Annotated in this window: 14 protein-coding genes and 1 pseudogene; 8 read left to right on the top strand and 7 right to left on the bottom strand. The window is 66.4% G+C overall.

From position 1 onward, the window contains the following. The first annotated feature begins 365 nt into the window (after window positions 1-365). Both C2847_RS05105 and C2847_RS05100 read left to right on the top strand, forming a co-directional pair. Window positions 366-1,130, top strand: a complete 765-nt coding sequence (locus C2847_RS05105) for a hypothetical protein (RefSeq protein WP_105317384.1) — start codon at window positions 366-368, stop codon at window positions 1,128-1,130. Beyond that, window positions 1,130-2,044 carry an ABC transporter ATP-binding protein gene (locus C2847_RS05100; RefSeq protein ID WP_105317383.1) on the top strand — a complete coding sequence of 305 codons (915 nt, stop codon included), beginning with the start codon at window positions 1,130-1,132 and terminating at the stop codon, window positions 2,042-2,044. The genes C2847_RS05105 and C2847_RS05100 overlap by 1 nt, the downstream gene beginning before the upstream one ends. Here the strand turns inward: C2847_RS05100 and C2847_RS05095 are convergent. Genes C2847_RS05095 through C2847_RS05070 form a run of 6 tightly spaced genes read right to left on the bottom strand, consistent with a single transcriptional unit; the run spans window position 2,000 to window position 9,246 of the window. Next, window positions 2,000-3,172, bottom strand: coding sequence for a bifunctional folylpolyglutamate synthase/dihydrofolate synthase (locus C2847_RS05095; RefSeq protein ID WP_105317382.1), 1,173 nt, complete (start codon window positions 3,170-3,172; stop codon window positions 2,000-2,002). The two genes, C2847_RS05100 and C2847_RS05095, sit on opposite strands and share 45 nt — an antisense overlap. Window positions 3,173-3,175: 3 nt before the next feature. After that, window positions 3,176-4,981 carry an ABC transporter ATP-binding protein gene (locus C2847_RS05090; RefSeq protein ID WP_105317381.1) on the bottom strand — a complete coding sequence of 602 codons (1,806 nt, stop codon included), beginning with the start codon at window positions 4,979-4,981 and terminating at the stop codon, window positions 3,176-3,178. Beyond that, on the bottom strand, window positions 4,978-6,717 hold the full coding sequence (locus C2847_RS05085) for an ABC transporter ATP-binding protein (protein ID WP_105317380.1): 1,740 nt from the start codon (window positions 6,715-6,717) through the stop codon (window positions 4,978-4,980). Before C2847_RS05085 ends, C2847_RS05090 begins: the two co-directional genes overlap by 4 nt. A 44-nt stretch (window positions 6,718-6,761) precedes the next feature. Continuing rightward, on the bottom strand, window positions 6,762-7,595 hold the full coding sequence (locus tag C2847_RS05080) for a hypothetical protein (RefSeq protein WP_105317379.1): 834 nt from the start codon (window positions 7,593-7,595) through the stop codon (window positions 6,762-6,764). Between the two features lie 5 nt (window positions 7,596-7,600). Next, a complete protein-coding gene (locus C2847_RS05075; RefSeq protein WP_105317378.1) occupies window positions 7,601-8,593 on the bottom strand; it encodes a M20/M25/M40 family metallo-hydrolase in 993 nt (330 codons plus the stop codon). After that, a complete protein-coding gene (locus C2847_RS05070) occupies window positions 8,593-9,246 on the bottom strand; it encodes a response regulator transcription factor (RefSeq protein ID WP_105317377.1) in 654 nt (217 codons plus the stop codon). The genes C2847_RS05075 and C2847_RS05070 overlap by 1 nt, the downstream gene beginning before the upstream one ends. Window positions 9,247-9,288: 42 nt before the next feature. Between C2847_RS05070 and C2847_RS05065 the strand changes: the two are divergent. After that, a pseudogene (locus tag C2847_RS05065) lies at window positions 9,289-10,506 on the top strand (class I SAM-dependent RNA methyltransferase); the annotation flags it as partial. Here C2847_RS05065 and C2847_RS05060 read toward each other — a convergent pair. After that, on the bottom strand, window positions 10,504-11,544 hold the full coding sequence (locus C2847_RS05060) for a LysM peptidoglycan-binding domain-containing M23 family metallopeptidase (RefSeq protein WP_105317376.1): 1,041 nt from the start codon (window positions 11,542-11,544) through the stop codon (window positions 10,504-10,506). The pseudogene C2847_RS05065 and the gene C2847_RS05060 sit on opposite strands and share 3 nt — an antisense overlap. A gap of 29 nt (window positions 11,545-11,573) precedes the next feature. Between C2847_RS05060 and aroQ the strand changes: the two genes are divergently transcribed. The 5 genes from aroQ (at window position 11,574) to C2847_RS05035 (ending at window position 15,474) form a co-directional block, all read left to right on the top strand. Continuing rightward, window positions 11,574-12,017, top strand: a complete 444-nt coding sequence (gene aroQ, locus C2847_RS05055; RefSeq protein WP_105317375.1) for a type II 3-dehydroquinate dehydratase — start codon at window positions 11,574-11,576, stop codon at window positions 12,015-12,017. Between the two features lie 82 nt (window positions 12,018-12,099). After that, window positions 12,100-14,517: a DNA gyrase subunit A gene (gene gyrA / locus C2847_RS05050; protein WP_105317374.1), complete on the top strand. Its 2,418-nt coding sequence runs from the start codon at window positions 12,100-12,102 to the stop codon at window positions 14,515-14,517. Then, complete coding sequence (gene cutA, locus C2847_RS05045) at window positions 14,517-14,828, top strand: divalent-cation tolerance protein CutA (protein WP_015716405.1); 312 nt, start codon at window positions 14,517-14,519, stop codon at window positions 14,826-14,828. The genes gyrA and cutA overlap by 1 nt, the downstream gene beginning before the upstream one ends. Then, window positions 14,825-15,247 carry a hypothetical protein gene (locus C2847_RS05040; RefSeq protein WP_105317373.1) on the top strand — a complete coding sequence of 141 codons (423 nt, stop codon included), beginning with the start codon at window positions 14,825-14,827 and terminating at the stop codon, window positions 15,245-15,247. The genes cutA and C2847_RS05040 overlap by 4 nt, the downstream gene beginning before the upstream one ends. Next, the gene (locus tag C2847_RS05035; protein ID WP_105317372.1) at window positions 15,244-15,474 is read left to right on the top strand and encodes a hypothetical protein; all 231 of its coding nucleotides are present in this window, start codon (window positions 15,244-15,246) and stop codon (window positions 15,472-15,474) included. The genes C2847_RS05040 and C2847_RS05035 overlap by 4 nt, the downstream gene beginning before the upstream one ends. Window positions 15,475-15,497: the final 23 nt, after the last annotated feature.

The raw sequence follows: 15,497 nt of genomic DNA, 5'->3' as shown, positions 1-15,497 counted from the left end.
GCCCCCGCCTGCGGGGGGAAGGGGGTGTTTATGCAGGGTATTCGGGAGGTGCAAGTTTTGAGCTAGGAAACGTAACTCCCTCGCAACGCCCAAGGGGTTTTATGAGAAACCAATGAGTTACGTGGAGGTTACCTTCCCCTCTGTATCTTGACGTGCAGGGGATGAGGCTACGGGCCCGGCCAGGCCCTGCACGGGCTAGGGAAAGGAGGTGAAAGATGCGGTATATTGTAAAACCGACTAGGTCTGCTGAGCCTCTGGGGTGCGGCATCTTTATCTGTGGGAGCAATTCCGGCCCTAAATAGCCTACCCAGCAACCCCCAAGATGAGCCCGGGCTCATCTTGGGATTTCCTAGAGGAGGTGCATCGTGAAGCTCGCCCACCAGTTCCTAGCCGAGGTTCGGCTAACCCTTATTGCTGCGAGGGTTTATCTGCCCAATCAGCTGGCGGGTCTTTTTGCGGACGCGGTCTTTTTCTACGCTATATGGATGGCTCTAACCTCCCTCTCTCCCTCAGACACACGCCCACATATTGGTCACGGGGGGAATATCCTCCTAATGTACGCCGCTTTTAACAGCGTAGTCGGAACGTTTCAAGCTCTAGCCTTTGCCATATCACAGGAAGCGGATCGCGGCACTTTGGAACATTTAGCCCTTGCCCGTGGGGGCCTCTTGATCCAGCTCGTTCTAAGAGGATTTTCGGATACGCTTTTCAACCTGTTCAGAACAGCTATCCTCATAGGGGTGCTCGCCTTGATAACAGGCATCCCCCTGAACCCCCAGGCTTTCTGGCCGGTAGCTATTAGCTTGCTAGCTCTGGGAGCGCTTGGGTTTTCTCTTACCATGGCCGCCTTGGCCCTTTATTTTAAGCGTATTCTGAGTTTCTTCATGATTATCCAGTTTGGTCTTCTTCTCTACTTCTTCTCCGTGGCCAACTGGCAAGGCCACATGGTTTACCTCCCCCTGGCCCCGGCAGCCCACCTGCTTTCTCAAAGCCTTACGGGAGGGGTGTGGAAGGGTGAGGTGGCCCTCTTCGCCCTCGCCCAGAGCCTGCTCCTTCTGGGAACTGGCTTCCTGGCTTTAAGCTTCATGTACCGATTGGTCCGCTTGCGGGGCCTTTTGGGGAGGTACTGATGCGCCTGCTGGTGCAAAACGTCCACAAGCGCTTCGGCCCGGTACAGGCCCTGGCCGGGGTGAGCCTGGAGCTACGGGCGGGGGAGGTGCTGGGCCTTCTTGGCCCCAATGGGGCGGGCAAGACCACCCTGGTGAAGGTGATCCTGGGCCTCCTCCTCCCGGAGGAGGGGGAGGTGCTGTTGGAAGAAGAGGGCAGGCGGCGCAGGCCCCAGGGGCACGAGTTCGGGGTCCTCCTGGAGGGAAGCCGCAACCTCTACCTCAACCTCCCCCTCCTGGCCAACGCCCTCTACTTCGGGGGCATCCGGGGGCTTAGCCCCAAGGAGGTGCGCCCCCGCTTCCTCCACTGGCTGGAGCGCTTTGGCCTGAAGGAGCGCCTCCATGCCCCTTTGGCCTCCCTCTCCCGGGGCATGCAACAGAAGGCCGCCTTGGCCCTGGCCCTCGCCCTAAGGCCCCGCTTCCTCCTCCTGGACGAGCCCACCCTGGGCTTGGACCCGGTGAGCCGGGGGGAGCTGGAGGCCATCCTCCTGAGCCTCAAGGGGGAGGGGATCGGCATCCTCCTCACCTCCCACGACCTGGCCACGGTGGAGCGGGTGAGCGACCGGGTGGCCTTCCTCAAGGGGGGAAGGCTCTTTCGGGAAGGGCCCACCCGGGCCCTCCTGCGGGAGTGGGCGGGGGAGGGGTACCTCCTCCGCCTGGCCGAGCCCGTGGCCGAGGCCCTGGCGGAGGCCCTGGGCCCGGGGTGGCTGGCGGAGGGGAAGGACCGCTTGGTCTTCCTGGGGGAGTGGGCGGCCCTCAAGGAGGCCCTGCCCCGGGTGCCCGCGGAGGTGCTGGAGGTCTCCCGGGGGGAGCCCAGCCTGGAGACCGTCTTCCTAAGGCTCTTCGGCCGGGAGGTTCCTAAGGAGCCTTTCCCTTAGGGCCCCCACCAGGTACAAGGAGCCCGTGGCTAGGACGGGGAGGCCGTCCGCCCGCGCGGCCTCCAGCGCGTGCTGAAGGGCCTCCAAGGGCGCTTCCAAGAAGGGCTCTCCCAGCTCCTCCCCCATGGCTCCCTCCCCGGCCCGGGTGTAGCGGACGCTTTTGGCCTTGGGGAGGAGGTGGGCCAGCACCCCCCGCACGTCCTTGCGGGGGAAGGCGCCGAAGACCAGGTGGTAGGCGGGAAACTCCCGGGCCAAGGCCTGGGCCGCCGGGGGGTTGTGGGCCCCGTCCAGGTAGACCTCCACCCCCTCTATCAGGAAGCGCTCCAGCCGGCCCGGATGCCTTGCTTCCCGAAGCCCTCGGGCAATGGCCTCTTCGGGAAAGCCCAGGAGCCTCAGGGCCGCCGCCGCCAGCCGGGCGTTTGGCTCCTGGAAGGCCCCCTTCAGGGCGGGGGCTACGGGGAGAGCGAAGAGGGGGGCTTCCGGGTCCAGGACATGGAGGGGGCACCCCCGCGCCGCCGCCACCTGCCGGGCCACCCTGAGGCCCACCCCTTCCGCCCCCGTGACCACGGGGACCCCAGGGCGGAAGGCCCCCGCCTTTTCCCAAGCCACCCCCTCGAGGCTCCCCCCCAGGGCCTCCAGGTGATCCTCTCCCACGTGGGTGAGCACGGTGAGGGCCACCCGGGGGAGGATGTTGGTGGCGTCCTTCTCCCCCCCCACCCCCGCCTCCACCGCTGCCAGGGCCACCCCCCTTTCCCGGAAGTGCCCGAAGGCCAAAGCGGTGGCCAGGTCAAAGAACCCCGGGGGCTCGGGCCAGCTTTGCCCCTGGGCCCACGCCACAAAGCGCACCACCTCTTCCTCGGGGATGAGGCCTTGGTGGGTGCGGATCCTCTCCCGAAAGTCCAGGAGGTGAGGGCTGGTATAGGCGCCATAGGGAAGCCCCGCGGCGCGGAAGGCGGCCTCGAGGTAGGCCACCACGCTTCCCTTTCCGTTGGTGCCCAGAACGTGCACCGCGGCAAAGCCCTCTTCCGGATGCCCCAAGCGCTCCAGGAGGGTCCGCACCCGGCCCGTGCCCCGCGCCCCCTGGCGGCGCTGGGCAAAGAGCCACCCCGTGGCCTCCCGGTAGGTCATGGCCTAGCCCTCCGCGTACTGGAGCCGGTACAGGGTGGCATAGTAGCCCCCTTTCTGGAGAAGCTCCTCGTGGGTACCCTCCTCCACCAGGCGCCCTCTTCTGAAGACCAGGATGCGGTCCACCCGGCGGATAGTGGAAAGGCGGTGGGCGATGATAAGGGAGGTCCTCCCCTCGATGGCCTTGTAGAGGGCCTCTTGGAGACGCCGTTCCGTCTCCGAGTCCACGTTGGCCGTGGCCTCGTCCAGGATGAGGAGGATATCGGGGCTGGCCAGAAGGGCCCGCACCAGGGCCAGAAGCTGCTTCTCCCCCGTGGAAAGCCCTGCCCCCCGCTCCCCCACCCGGGTGTGGTAGCCCTGGGGCAGGCGCAGGATGGCCTCGTGCACGCCCAAAAAGCGGGCCACCTCCTCCACCTTCTCCTCGGGGATGTTCTCGTCAAAGAGGCGCAGGTTGTCCAGGATGGTGCCGGAGAAGAGGAAGGGGTCCTGGAGCACAATGCCCACGTGCCGCCTTAGCTCCTCCTGGCGGTAGTTCCGCACATCCTCCCCATCGATGAGCACCCGGCCCCTTTGGGGGTCGTAGAAGCGGGCGATGAGGCTCACCACGCTGGTCTTCCCCGCCCCCGTGGCCCCCACCAGGGCCACCTTCTCCCCCGGAGCGATGCGGAAGGAAACCCCCTTGAGCACCCAGTCCTTTTCCGTGGGCTCCACCCCCTTGGGGGTGTAGGCCAGCCAGACCCCTTGAAACTCCACCTCCCCCCGGAAGCGGGCGATGGGTTTGGGATTTTCCGGGTCCTTGAGCTCCTCCTCCGTGTCCAAAACCCCGAAGATGCGCTCGGCGCTGGCCATGGCTCCCTGGAAGAGGTTGAACTTATCCGAAAGGTCCTGCAGGGGCTGGAAAAGCTGGCGGGTGTAGTCCACGAAGGCCACCAGAAGCCCCAAGGTGGCCACCCCCCGCACCACCTCGCCCCCGCCGTAGAAGAGGAGGCCCGCCACCGCCAGATCCCCTAAAAACCCCACCACGGGAAAGAAGAGGGCAAACCAGCGCACGATCTCCACCCAGGCCTCGAGAAGGTCCCGGCCAAGGCGGTCAAACTTCTCCTCCCGTTCCCTTTCCTTCACGAAAAGCTGGATGGTTTCCACCCCGGAAAGGTTTTCCTGCAGGGCCGCATTAAGGCGGGCCAGGCGCAGGCGCATCTCCCGGTAAGCGGTGCGCATGCCGTTCCGCACCCAGGCGGTGACCCCAAGGAGCACGGGCACCACCAGGAGAACCACCAGGGTGAGCTTGGGGCTTAAGGCCACCATGAAGGCCAAGAGGCCCAGGATGGTGAAGAGGTCGGCGATGACCCCCACGAGCCCCCCGGTGATGAACTGGTTAATGGCGTCCACGTCCGAGGTGATGCGGGTCATGAGGCGGCCCACGGGGTTCTTGTCGTAGAACCCGGGGTGCAGGCGCATGAGCTTGCTGAAGAGGGCGCTCCTTAAGTCGAAGAGCACCCTTTGCCCCACCCACTGGATCAGGTAGGTCTGGCCGTAGGTGGCGGCGAAGTTCACCCCCCGCACCAGGAGGAAGCCCAGGCTCACCCAAAGGAGAAGGGAGAAGCGCTCCGCCAGGGGCTTGGCCTCCTTGGGCACCAGGGCCCCGTCGATGGCCCATTTGAAAAAGAGGGGGGTGAGGGCGGCGGTGAGGGTGGTGAGGAGGAGGAAGAGAAGGGCCAAGGCCACCTGGGCCCGGTAGGGCCTCACGTACTGGAGGATGCGGGCAAAGAGCACCCGGTCAAAGGCCTTGCTGTAGGCGTCCTCGGGGGTCATCCCTCCACCTCCGCCTCCATGCGCTGGATGCGGTCCAGCTCGGCATAGAGGCCCCCAGCCTCGAGGAGGCTTTCATGGGTACCCTCCTCCACGATCCTTCCCTCGTCCAGAACGATGATCCAGTCCGCATGGCGCAGGGTGGCGGTGCGGTGGGAGATGAGGAAGGTGGTCTGGCGGCCTAGGACCCCTTTCAAGCCCTGAAGGATCCTGGCCTCGGTTTCCGTGTCCACGGCGCTTAGGGCATCGTCCAGGATGAGGATCTTGGGCCCCTTGGCCAAGGCCCGGGCCAGGGCCACCCGCTGCCGCTGGCCACCCGATAGGGTCACCCCCCGCTCCCCCAGCACGGTTTCGTACCCCCTGGGGAAGGCGAGGATCTCCTCGTGGACGCCAGCAAGCCTGGCCGCCCACTCCACCCGTTCCCGATCCAGGGTTTCCAGACCGAAGGCGATATTTTCTAGAATGGTTTCGCTAAATAGGAAGGGCTCCTGGGGGGCCACCCCCACCGCCTGGCGCAGGGTGGCCAGGGGGATCCTCCGCGCCTCATACCCCCCCACGTAGACCCGTCCCTCCGTGGGATCCAAAAGGCGGGGTACGAGGGCGGTAAGGAGGCTTTTCCCCGAGCCCGTGCGCCCGGTGATCCCCAGGGTCATGCCCTCGGGGACGGTGAGGGTGAGGTCTTTAAGAAGCCAGCGCCCATCCCGCCAAAGGCCCACCCCCTCGAGGCGCACCTCCCCGGAAAGATCGGCCACGGAAAGGGGCAGGGGGTCCTCGTCGCGAACGGCGGGCTCCCGGTCCAGAAGCTCCAAAAGCCTTTTCAAGCTGGTAAAACCCCGCTGGTACATGGCCATCACCCAGCCGAGGCCCAATATGGGCCAGGTGAGCTGGGCCAGGTAGGCGTTGAACTGCACCAGCTCGCCCACGCTCATCTCCCCCCGGACCACCATCCCCCCGCCCACCCAGAGGACGGTGAGGAAGGCAAACCCCATGAGAAAGCCCAGAAGGGCCTGCATGGGCCCCTCCACCTTGGCCAGGGCCAGGCTCTTACCCATGTAGATGCGGTTCAGCTCCTGGAAGCGGGATAGCATGCGCCCCTCCAGGGCATACCCCTTCACCACCCGGATGCCGCTAAAGGCCTCCTGGGCCAGGGTGCTGATCCGGTCAAAGGCCTCCTGGGCCTCCCGGTAACGGCGGTCCACGAGGCGGAGCAGGTAAACCATGGCCAGGGCAATCAAGGGAAGGATCAAGGTGAGGTACAAGGCCAGCCTCACATTCACCGCATACATGGAAAGGAAGGCCAGGAGCACCAGGAAGGAAAGGCGGCTACCCATCATGATCCCCGGCCCCACCATCTCCCGCACCGCGGAGAGATCGGTGTTCAGGCGGTTCATGAGGTCGCCCACCCGGGTCTGGTGGTAGAAACTCCGGTCCAGAGAAAGGAGGTGGCGGAAGAGGTCCCTCCTGAGGTCATACTCCACCTGACGGCTGGCGGCCACCGAGAGGCGGCGCATGAGGTAGGAAAGCAGGGCGGTGGCCGCGGCGGAAAGGAGGAGCCAGAGGACATAGTGCCCGTAGGGGCCCCCGTGCCCCACAGCATCGATGGTCTTGCGCAGGAAGTACGGGGAGAGGACGAAGAAGAAGATGGAGGCCAGGCCGGAGAGCACCCCCAGGAGGTACCGGGTCCGGTAGCGGGCCAGATAGGGGAGCAGGCGGCGCAACAGAACTGACCGACCGGTCATGATCCACAGTCTACCCCATCCGTCCCCGGGGAAGGGGGCCTGGCTCACGCACCGGCCAGCTCTTCCTTGAGCCCTCGCAAGGCCTCGCCCCAGTCTTCCCCCAGGGTGAGGAGGCGGTAGGGCTTGGCAAGCCGCCGCACCGCCTTGCGCAAGAGCCCGGGAATGGGCGGGCAGGCGTAGGAAACCACCAGCAAAAGGCCCTTCACCCGGCCCAGGCGGTGGAGGTAGTGGACCATACCCACCAGCTCCCGATCGGTGGGAAGGTCCATGGGGAGGAGCCTATCCCCCTCCTCCCTGAGCTTCTCCGGGGGCAGGTCCGGGAAGTAGGGGATGAGCCCCTCCCGAGCCAAGGCCTCCTCTACCGCCTTGCGGAAGGATTCGTCCTCGAGGAGGTAGGGCTGGGCCACCACCCCCACGCTCCCCAGGAGGGTCTTGAGGGGAGGAGGAGGTTTCAAAAGCCCCCGCACCCGGTCCAGGGCCCGCCCCACCAGCATGGGGTTCTGGGTGAGGAGGTGGCCCACCTCCCCCGCCCGGCCCAGGACCCGCTCGGAAAGCTCCGCGGGCACCTTGAGCACCGGGGGAAGCCCCGGAAAGTAACGGAGGAGGGTGGCCTCGAGGTCCAGAAGCCACGGGCACTGCCCCCCGCCCTTTTCCGACTCCACCCCCCCTTGGAGGTCGGGAAGGAGCAGGTAGTCCACCCCTTGGGTCTTCAGGGCCTCCACCTGGGCCAAAAGCCCCTGCACCGGCAGGCAGTAGGGCTGGTGGCGGGCAGGCGGCACCTCCGCCCGCACCACCTCCACCCCCAAGGCCTTTAAATACGCTTCCCAAAAGCCCAGGTATCGCCGGGACAGGAAGCCCCTCAGGACACCCACGCGCATACGCCCTATCCTACGCCAAGGGCCTTTAAAAAAGCCAGAAGCACCTCCCGCCCCTCCCAAAGGCTTTGGGGAAGCACCCATTCCTCCGGGGTGTGGGCCCCACCCCCCCGGTACACCCCCAGGGCCAAGGCGGGGATACCCCGTTCGATGGCAGCGCTGGCATCGGTGGAACCTGGCTGGAACTGGGGCCTTTCCCCGATCTGGGCCAGCGCCACCTCCGCCGCCTGCAGAAGCTTAGGCGTGGCGGTGCTCCCCGCAGGCCTCGTCCCCAGAACCTCCGAGGAAACCTCCACCCCGTGGAACCTGGCCACCTCTTCCAGGACCTCCTGGGCCTTGTGGTAGAGGGTGCGAAGCGCCTCCTCCTCCAAGGCGCGGATCTCCAGCAAGGCCGAGGCCTCCTTGGGGATGGCGTTTACCGCCTCGCCCCCCCGGAGACCGCTGGCGTTCAGGCTGGCCTCGCTCCCCACCTCCTTGAAAAGGGTGTGTAGCCGGGAAAGCCCCTCTGCCAGGGCAAACACGGGATTGGGGGTCCCCCTGTCCCCCCAGGCGTGCCCTCCCCGGCCCAGAAAGGTGATCCGGAAACGGACCGAGCCCAAAGCCCGGTCCACCACCCCCGGCAGATACCCATCCACCGCCACCACCACCTCAGGAGCCAGGGTTTCCACCAGGGCCCGTGCCCCCTTGAGGTTCCCCAGGCCCTCCTCCCCCACGGTGAAACCCCGCACCACCCCGGGCATCTCGGGAAGGGAGAGGAGGACGGCCACCCCGCTGGAGTTATCCCCTACCCCCGGGCCGTAAAGCCTCTCCCCTACCCGCCTGGGGGGCTCTGGGGGCAAGACCGTGTCCAGGTGGGCAAGGAGAAGCACCCGGCCTTCCCCGGTCCACACATTCCCCAGGCCGTCCCGCCGGGCCTTGGGAAGATGAGCGGCCACGAGCTCCCCCCGCGCCCCCTCCCCCGCCAGGGGGGAGAGCTCCAGAAGAAGCCGTACCGGGTCCACTACTCCTGGGGCTCGGGTCCGGCCAGCCCCTCCCGTATGGCGTAAAGGGCCGCCTGGGTGCGGTTGTTCAGGTGGAGTTTCTGAAAGATCTCGGAGAGGCGGTTGCGCACGGTCTTCTCGGAAAGCTGAAGCTCGGCGGCGATCTCCAGGTTGGTGTAGCCCTGGGCCACCAGCTTGAGGATCTGGATCTCCCTCTCGGAAAGCTCCGCATGGAGGGGAAGGCTGGACTCCTTCTTGGCCCGGAAGTCCTGGATGATCCGCCCGGCCAGATCGGCATCCAGGAGCACCTCCCCGGCGTGCACCCGGCGGATCGCCCCGATGAGTTCGCTGGCATCCGTGTCCTTGAGGAGGTAGCCCCTGGCCCCTGCCTTCACCGCCTCGAAAACGTAGGCATCCTGGCGGTACATGGTGAGGATGATCACCTTGGCCTCGGGCCACTCCTTGAGGATGGCCTGGGTGGCCTGCACCCCATCCAGGTTCGGCATCTGGATGTCCATGAGGATGACATCCGGCTTGGCCTCGAGGGCATGCCTTAACGCCTCCCAACCGTCCTTGGCCTCCCCCACCACCCGGAAATCCCCTTCCGCCTCCAAAAGGCTTTTGAGCCCCTGGCGGAAGAGGGCGTGGTCGTCCGCTAACAGCACCCGAATCACCCCTTCATCTTAGCGCTGACGGGCTTGGTGTAGGGTGAAAGGGTGAAGGTTCTCACCGTGGAGAAGCTGGTGCCGGGGGGTTATGGCCTCGCCCGCACCGAGGAAGGAGCCGTCCTCATCAAGGGGGCCCTGCCGGGGGAGGTGGTGCGGGGAAAACCCGTGCGCCGCAAGGGAACCCTTTTCCTGGAGGAGTTGGAGGTGCTCCCCCCCCGCCCCGACCGCTACCCCCACCCCCTCCCCCCTTCCGCCGACCTGCCCCTGGCCTACGAAAGCCAGCTTCCCCTGAAGGAAGGCCTGGTGCAGGACGCCCTTATGCGCATCGCCAGGCTTTCCCTTTCCCTGGCTCCCATCCACCCCTCCCCCAGAGCCCTGGGCTACCGTACCGCCGCCCAGTACGCCCGCCATCCCCTGGGGGGCCTGGCCTACCGGCTGCCGGAGGCCCAGGAGCTTTTCCGGCTGGAGGAGGACCCCCTCTTGGCCGAGCCCCTGGCCTGGGCCTTCTCCCTTCTCAAGACCTGGCCCTTGCCGGTGGAGGAGGTGGCCTTGAGGGGAAGCCTCCTCGAGGGCCGGGTGCTCCTCGGCCTCATCGGGGGCAACCCGGAAAGCCTCAAGCACCCCGCCAGGGCCCTGGTGCGGGAGGGGTTCGCCGGGGTGGTCTGGGCCGAACCCTCCCCCAAGGGCCGCTTCCGGGGAGGGGTCCAGCCCCTTCACGGGGAGAGGACCCTGCTGGAGCGGTTCGGCCCCCTCACCGCCACCATAAGCGTGGAAAGCTTCAGCCAGGTGAACCCCTTGGCCATGGGGGAGCTCCTGGAGGAGGCCCTGAACCTGGTTTCCGGCGGGAAACGAGCCCTGGAGCTCTATGCGGGAAGCGGCCTTTTCTCCCTTCTCCTGGCCCCCCGTTTCCAGGAGGTGGTGGCGGTGGAGATCAGCAAAGAGGCCGTGCGCCGGGGAGAGGCGGATAGGAGGCGGCTTGGCATAGAAAACGTGCGCTTCCACCGGGGGGACGCCAAGGAGGCCAGGAATCTCGGTCGCTTTGACCTGGTGATCCTGGACCCACCCCGCAGCGGCCTTTCCCCGGAGGTGAGGGCCTACCTTTTGGAGTCCCGGCCCAAGGAGGTCCTCTACGTGGCCTGCGACCCGGCCACCTGGGCCAGGGACGTGGGGGAGCTGGTGGGAGGTGGCTACCAACTGGCCTTCGCCCGGCCCTACGACTTCTTCCCCTTCACCCACCACGTGGAGGTCCTCTCCCTCCTGCGGCTAGGGCGAGGGAAGGCCCTGGAAGAAGGGCGCGGGGTCCACGGGGATGCCGAAAAGGCGCACCTCCAGGTGCAGGTGGGGCCCGGTGGAAAGCCCCGTACTCCCCAAAAGGCCGATGACCTGGCCCCCTTTCACCCTCTCCCCCACCCTCACCCTCCTTTCCGAAAGGTGCCAGTACCCCGTGCAAAGGCCCATCCCGTGGCTCAGGACCACTGCCTCCCCCCGCACCCTTAGCCTTTCCGAAAGCACCACCACCCCCCCGGCCACCGCCCGCACGGGGGTGCCGGGTGGGGCGGCAAAATCCAGGCCCTCGTGATAGGAGGTGAGAAGGGTGCCGTAGCGCCGGCGGGTACCGAAGGCGCTGGTGATGCGCCCACCCTCCAGGGGCTTCAGGAAACGGGAAAAGGTCAAGGGCCCTTCCCTCGGGCAGGCCCCCGCCACCCTCGCCCGCTCCGCCTTCAGGCTGGGGTCCTGGAGCAGGCCCTCCAGGGAAGGGCTCAGAACCAGGGTTTCCTGGCCGTATCCCCCCGGAGCCACCTGGAGGGAAAGGGGGATCTCCTCCCCCTCGAGGACCAGGCGTAAGGGATACCCTTTCGGCTCCACCAGGGCTCCCACGGCCAGAAGAGCCCAAGCCACGGGCGTAGCCCGTACCTTGTGGCCCTTCTCCCCGGGCACCAGGGGGTAGCGGACCCCCAAGAACTCCGCATACCCCCAGGTGTAGCCCTCCACCCAGAGGGCAAAGGCCCGACCCTGGATCGGGGGAAAATAAACCAGGCTCCCCCTGGGCAGGGCCACCTCCACCCCGGGGCGCACCCGGAGCACCTGCCCGGCCCGTATGCGGCTGGGATCCTTAAGGCCGTTCAGACGGGCCAGCTCCTCCACCGTGGTGCCGTAACGGCGGGCAAGGGAAAAAAGGGTTTCCCCGGGGGCCACGGTGTGCCAAAGGGTAGCCCCCTCCAGGTGGCTCCTTTGAGGCGGATTGGGGCCCACCTGGGCCAGGGCCAGAAGCCCGAGGATCGCCAGGGCCAAGAACCTGGGCATGGGCTTATCCTATGGGCAAAGGAGCCTATATGGTGCTGATCCTAAACGGACCCAACCTGAACCTTCTGGGCCAGCGGGAGCCCGAGGTGTACGGGCGCACCACCCTCGAGGAGCTGGAAGCCCTCTGCGAGGCCTGGGGCGCGGAGCTGGGCCTGGGGGTGGCCTTCCGCCAGAGCAACTACGAGGGGCAGCTGATCGAATGGGTACAGCAAGCCCATCGGGAGGGGTTCTTGGCCATCGTCCTTAACCCCGGGGCCCTCACCCACTACTCCTATGCCCTTCTGGACGCCATAAGGGCCCAGCCCCTGCCCGTGGTGGAGGTGCACCTCTCCAACCTCCACGCCCGCGAGCCCTTTCGCCAACACTCGGTCACCGCAGGAGCCTGCCGGGGCATTGTCTCCGGGTTTGGGATCCTCTCCTATAAGCTGGCCCTGGTCTACCTGGCGGAGGTCCTGGAGGTGGGAGCCCCCTAGGGCTCCATCCCCTCCTGGCCGGGGAAGGCCCCGGCGGGGAAGTTGCTATACTTAAAAGAGGCGGAAACGCCCAAGGAGCGCTATGTCCCAGGTTCTGCCTGTAGAGATCACCGAGGAACTTAAACAGAGTTTCATCAACTACGCCATGTCCGTCATCGTGGACCGGGCCCTGCCCGACGTGCGGGACGGGCTTAAGCCGGTCCAGAGGCGGATCCTCTTCGGCGCCTACCAGGAGGGGGTGCTCCCCGGCCGGAAGCACGTGAAAAGCGCCAAGATCGTGGGCGAGGTCATGGGCAAGTACCACCCCCATGGGGACGCTGCCATCTACGACGCCCTGGCCCGTCTGGCCCAGCCCTGGAACCTGCGCTATCCCCTGGTGGATGGCCAGGGGAACTTCGGCTCCTTAGACGGGGACCCCCCGGCAGCCCAGCGCTACACCGAGGCCAGGCTCTCCCCCCTGGGGGCGGAGATGCTTCTGGACATCGACAAGGAGACCGTGGACTTCCGCCCCAACTACGATGGCTCCCTTAAGGAGCCCGAGGTCCTCCCTTCCGCCATCCCCAACCTCCTGGTGAACGGGGCGAGCGGCATCGCCGTGGGCATGGCCACCAGCCTTCCTCCCCACAACCTCTCCGAGGTGGTGGACGCCCTGGTGGCCATGATCGACAATCCCGGGATCACCCTCGAGGAGGTCATGCGCTACCTCCCCGGCCCCGACTTCCCCACCGGGGGGAAGCTTTCCCGAAAAGGCATCCGGGAGGCCTACGCCACGGGACGGGGAAGCCTCAAGGTACGGGCCAAGGTGCGCATCGAGGAGAAGGGCCAAAGGCCCATGCTGGTGGTCACGGAAATCCCCTACCAGGTCAACAAGGCGGGCCTCATCGCCCAGATCGCCGCCTTGGTTAAGGCCAAGAAGATCGAGGACATCGTGGCCCTGAGGGACGAATCCGACCGCCAGGGCCTGCGCATCGCCATAGAGCTCAAGCGGGGGGCAAGCCCCCAGGTGGTCCTGAACCAGCTCTACAAGCACACCGCCTTGCAGGCCTCCTTCACGGTGAACCTCCTGGCCATCGTGAACGGGGAGCCCAAGGTCCTCTCCCTCCTCTCCCTCATGCGCCACTACCTGGACCACCGCAAGGAGGTGGTGCGCCGGCGAAGCCTCTTTGACCTCAAGAAGGCCGAGGAGCGGGCCCACGTCCTGGAGGGCCTCCTCATCGCCCTGGACCACATCGACGAGGTCATCTCTTTGATCCGGGCCTCCCAGGATGCCAGCGAGGCCCGAAAGGGGCTCATGGAGCGCTTCGGCCTCAGCGAAATCCAGGCCCAGGCCATCCTGGACATGCGCCTGCAACGCCTGGTGGCCCTGGAGCGGGAAAAGCTCCTGGAGGAGTACCGGGAGCTCATGGAGGAGATCGCCCGGCTTCGGGCCATCCTCGAGGAGGAAGGGCGGCTTTGGGCCGAGGTCAAGAAGGACCTCCTTAGGGTCAAGGAGAAGTACGGGGATGCCCGGCGCACGGTGATCACCGAGTTCGAGGAAAGCTTCAACCCTGAGGACCTCATAGAGGACGAGCCCATGGTCATCACCCTCACCGCCCAGGGCTTCCTAAAGCGCCTTCCCCTGGAGAGCTACCGGGCCCAGGGGCGGGGGGGGAAGGGACTGATCGCCGGCAAGACCAAGGAGGAGGACGAGGCCATCCAGGTGTTCGTGGCCCAGGCCCATGAGGACCTCCTCCTCTTCACCAACCGGGGCCGGGTCTACCGCTTGAAGGTCTACGAGCTACCGGAGATGGGCCGGCAGGCCCGGGGGGTGCACGTGAAGACCCTCCTTCCCCTGGCCGAGGAGGAGGAGGTGGCCGCCCTGCTTTCCGTAAGGGGCCTGGACGGGGAGGGCTACCTGGTCTTCGCCACGGAACGGGGCCTGGTGAAGCGCACCGCCTTAAGGGAGTACCAGAACCTGGGGGCGGCGGGGCTCATCGCCATCCGCCTCCTGGAAGGGGATCGGCTCATCGGGGTGGCCCTTTCCGACCCCGAGGACGAGGCCATCCTGGCCACGGAGGAGGGGCAGGCCATCCGCTTCGCCCTGGAGGAGGTGAGGGCCACGGGCCGGGACAGCCAGGGGGTGACGGGGATCCGCTTCAAGAAGCCGGGCGACCGGGTGGTCTCCCTGGTAACGATGAAGCCCGGGGAGATGGTGGACCTCCTGGCGGTGAGCACCCGGGGCTACGGCAAGCGCACCCCTCTCGCCGAGTACCCCCTGCAGGGCCGGGGGGGAATGGGGGTGATCACCTATAAGGTTTCCGCCAAGGTAGGCCGCCTGGCCGCCCTCCTCAAGGTGCGGGGCACGGAGGACCTCCTGGTCCTTTCCAAGAAGGGCCTGGCCATCCGCACCCCCGTGGCCGATATCCGCCAGTACTCCCGGGACACCGCCGGGGTCAAGGTGATGAACCTCCCCGAGGACGACGAGGTGGTGAGCGCCTTCGCCGTGGAGGAGGAGCCGTGATGGAGGAGGTGGTCCTGATCACCGCCCCCAGCGAGGAGGTGGGCCGCACCCTGGCCCGCACCCTGGTGGAGGAGGGCCTGGCCGCCTGCGTGAACCTGGTGCCAGGCCTTACCTCCGTCTACCGCTGGCAGGGGGAGGTAGTGGAGGACCGGGAGGTCCTCCTCATCGTCAAAACCACCACCTTCGCTTTCCCCCGGCTTAGGGAGCGGGTTCTCTCCCTCCACCCCTACACCGTGCCCGAGATCATCGCCCTGCCCATCGCCGAGGGGCACGGGCCCTACCTGGACTGGCTTAAGGAGAACGTGCGGTGACCCCTGACATGCTGGACTTCCTCCGAGCCTTGCACGGGGCCGGAGCCAGGTTTTTGGTCATCGGCGGGTATGCCCTGGTCTTTTTGGGACGGCCCCGTTTCACCAAGGGCCTGGACCTATGGGTGGACGCCAAGGAGGCGGAAAAGGTCCTGGCCGCCATCCGGGCCTTCTTCGGTGGGGACGACCTTGGCCTCACCCCTTCCGATCTCGCCACCCCTGGGGTGGTCCAGCTGGGGTATGCCCCCAACCGCATTGACCTGGTGATCCTGGAAAGCCCCTCCTTTGATGAGTCCTTCGCCCGGGCCAGCAAGTACACCGTCCAGAACGTAACGGTGTACGTGGTCCACCCCGAGGATTTCAAAACCCTAAAGAGGGCCTTTGGACGCCCTTTAGATCTGCGCGATCTGGAGGAGCTATGAGAAAAATCCGGCCCATCGCCCGCAGGTTTTCCCTGGAAACCCCCCTGGACGACCGGAGGGAGTGGCAGAGCCTGCCCCTGGAGGAGCGGCTCGAGGCCGTGTGGGAGATGGCCCTTTTCTGGGCGGAGCTGGAAAGGGAGAAGGCCAGGCGGGAGGGAAGGGAAGCCGAGATCGCCACGGACCGCCTTCTTCCCGTGGCGAGGAAACATTCCCTGCCAAAACCGTAGCCGGAGACGATTTTTGTAACCCA

This window comes from Thermus tenuipuniceus, assembly GCF_002964845.1.
GTDB classification, from domain to species: Bacteria; Deinococcota; Deinococci; order Deinococcales; family Thermaceae; genus Thermus; species Thermus tenuipuniceus.
This window is presented reverse-complemented; position numbering and strand designations above follow the sequence as displayed.

Coding starts and splice junctions, on each gene's coding strand:
- C2847_RS05100 (WP_105317383.1), top strand. CDS start 1,130: ATGCGCCTGCTGGTGCAAAACGTCCACAAGCGCTTCGGCCCGGTACAG.
- C2847_RS05095 (WP_105317382.1), bottom strand. CDS start 3,172: ATGACCTACCGGGAGGCCACGGGGTGGCTCTTTGCCCAGCGCCGCCAG.
- C2847_RS05090 (WP_105317381.1), bottom strand. CDS start 4,981: ATGACCCCCGAGGACGCCTACAGCAAGGCCTTTGACCGGGTGCTCTTT.
- C2847_RS05085 (WP_105317380.1), bottom strand. CDS start 6,717: ATGACCGGTCGGTCAGTTCTGTTGCGCCGCCTGCTCCCCTATCTGGCC.
- C2847_RS05080 (WP_105317379.1), bottom strand. CDS start 7,595: ATGCGCGTGGGTGTCCTGAGGGGCTTCCTGTCCCGGCGATACCTGGGC.
- C2847_RS05060 (WP_105317376.1), bottom strand. CDS start 11,544: ATGCCCAGGTTCTTGGCCCTGGCGATCCTCGGGCTTCTGGCCCTGGCC.
- aroQ (WP_105317375.1), top strand. CDS start 11,574: ATGGTGCTGATCCTAAACGGACCCAACCTGAACCTTCTGGGCCAGCGG.
- gyrA (WP_105317374.1), top strand. CDS start 12,100: ATGTCCCAGGTTCTGCCTGTAGAGATCACCGAGGAACTTAAACAGAGT.
- cutA (WP_015716405.1), top strand. CDS start 14,517: ATGGAGGAGGTGGTCCTGATCACCGCCCCCAGCGAGGAGGTGGGCCGC.
- C2847_RS05035 (WP_105317372.1), top strand. CDS start 15,244: ATGAGAAAAATCCGGCCCATCGCCCGCAGGTTTTCCCTGGAAACCCCC.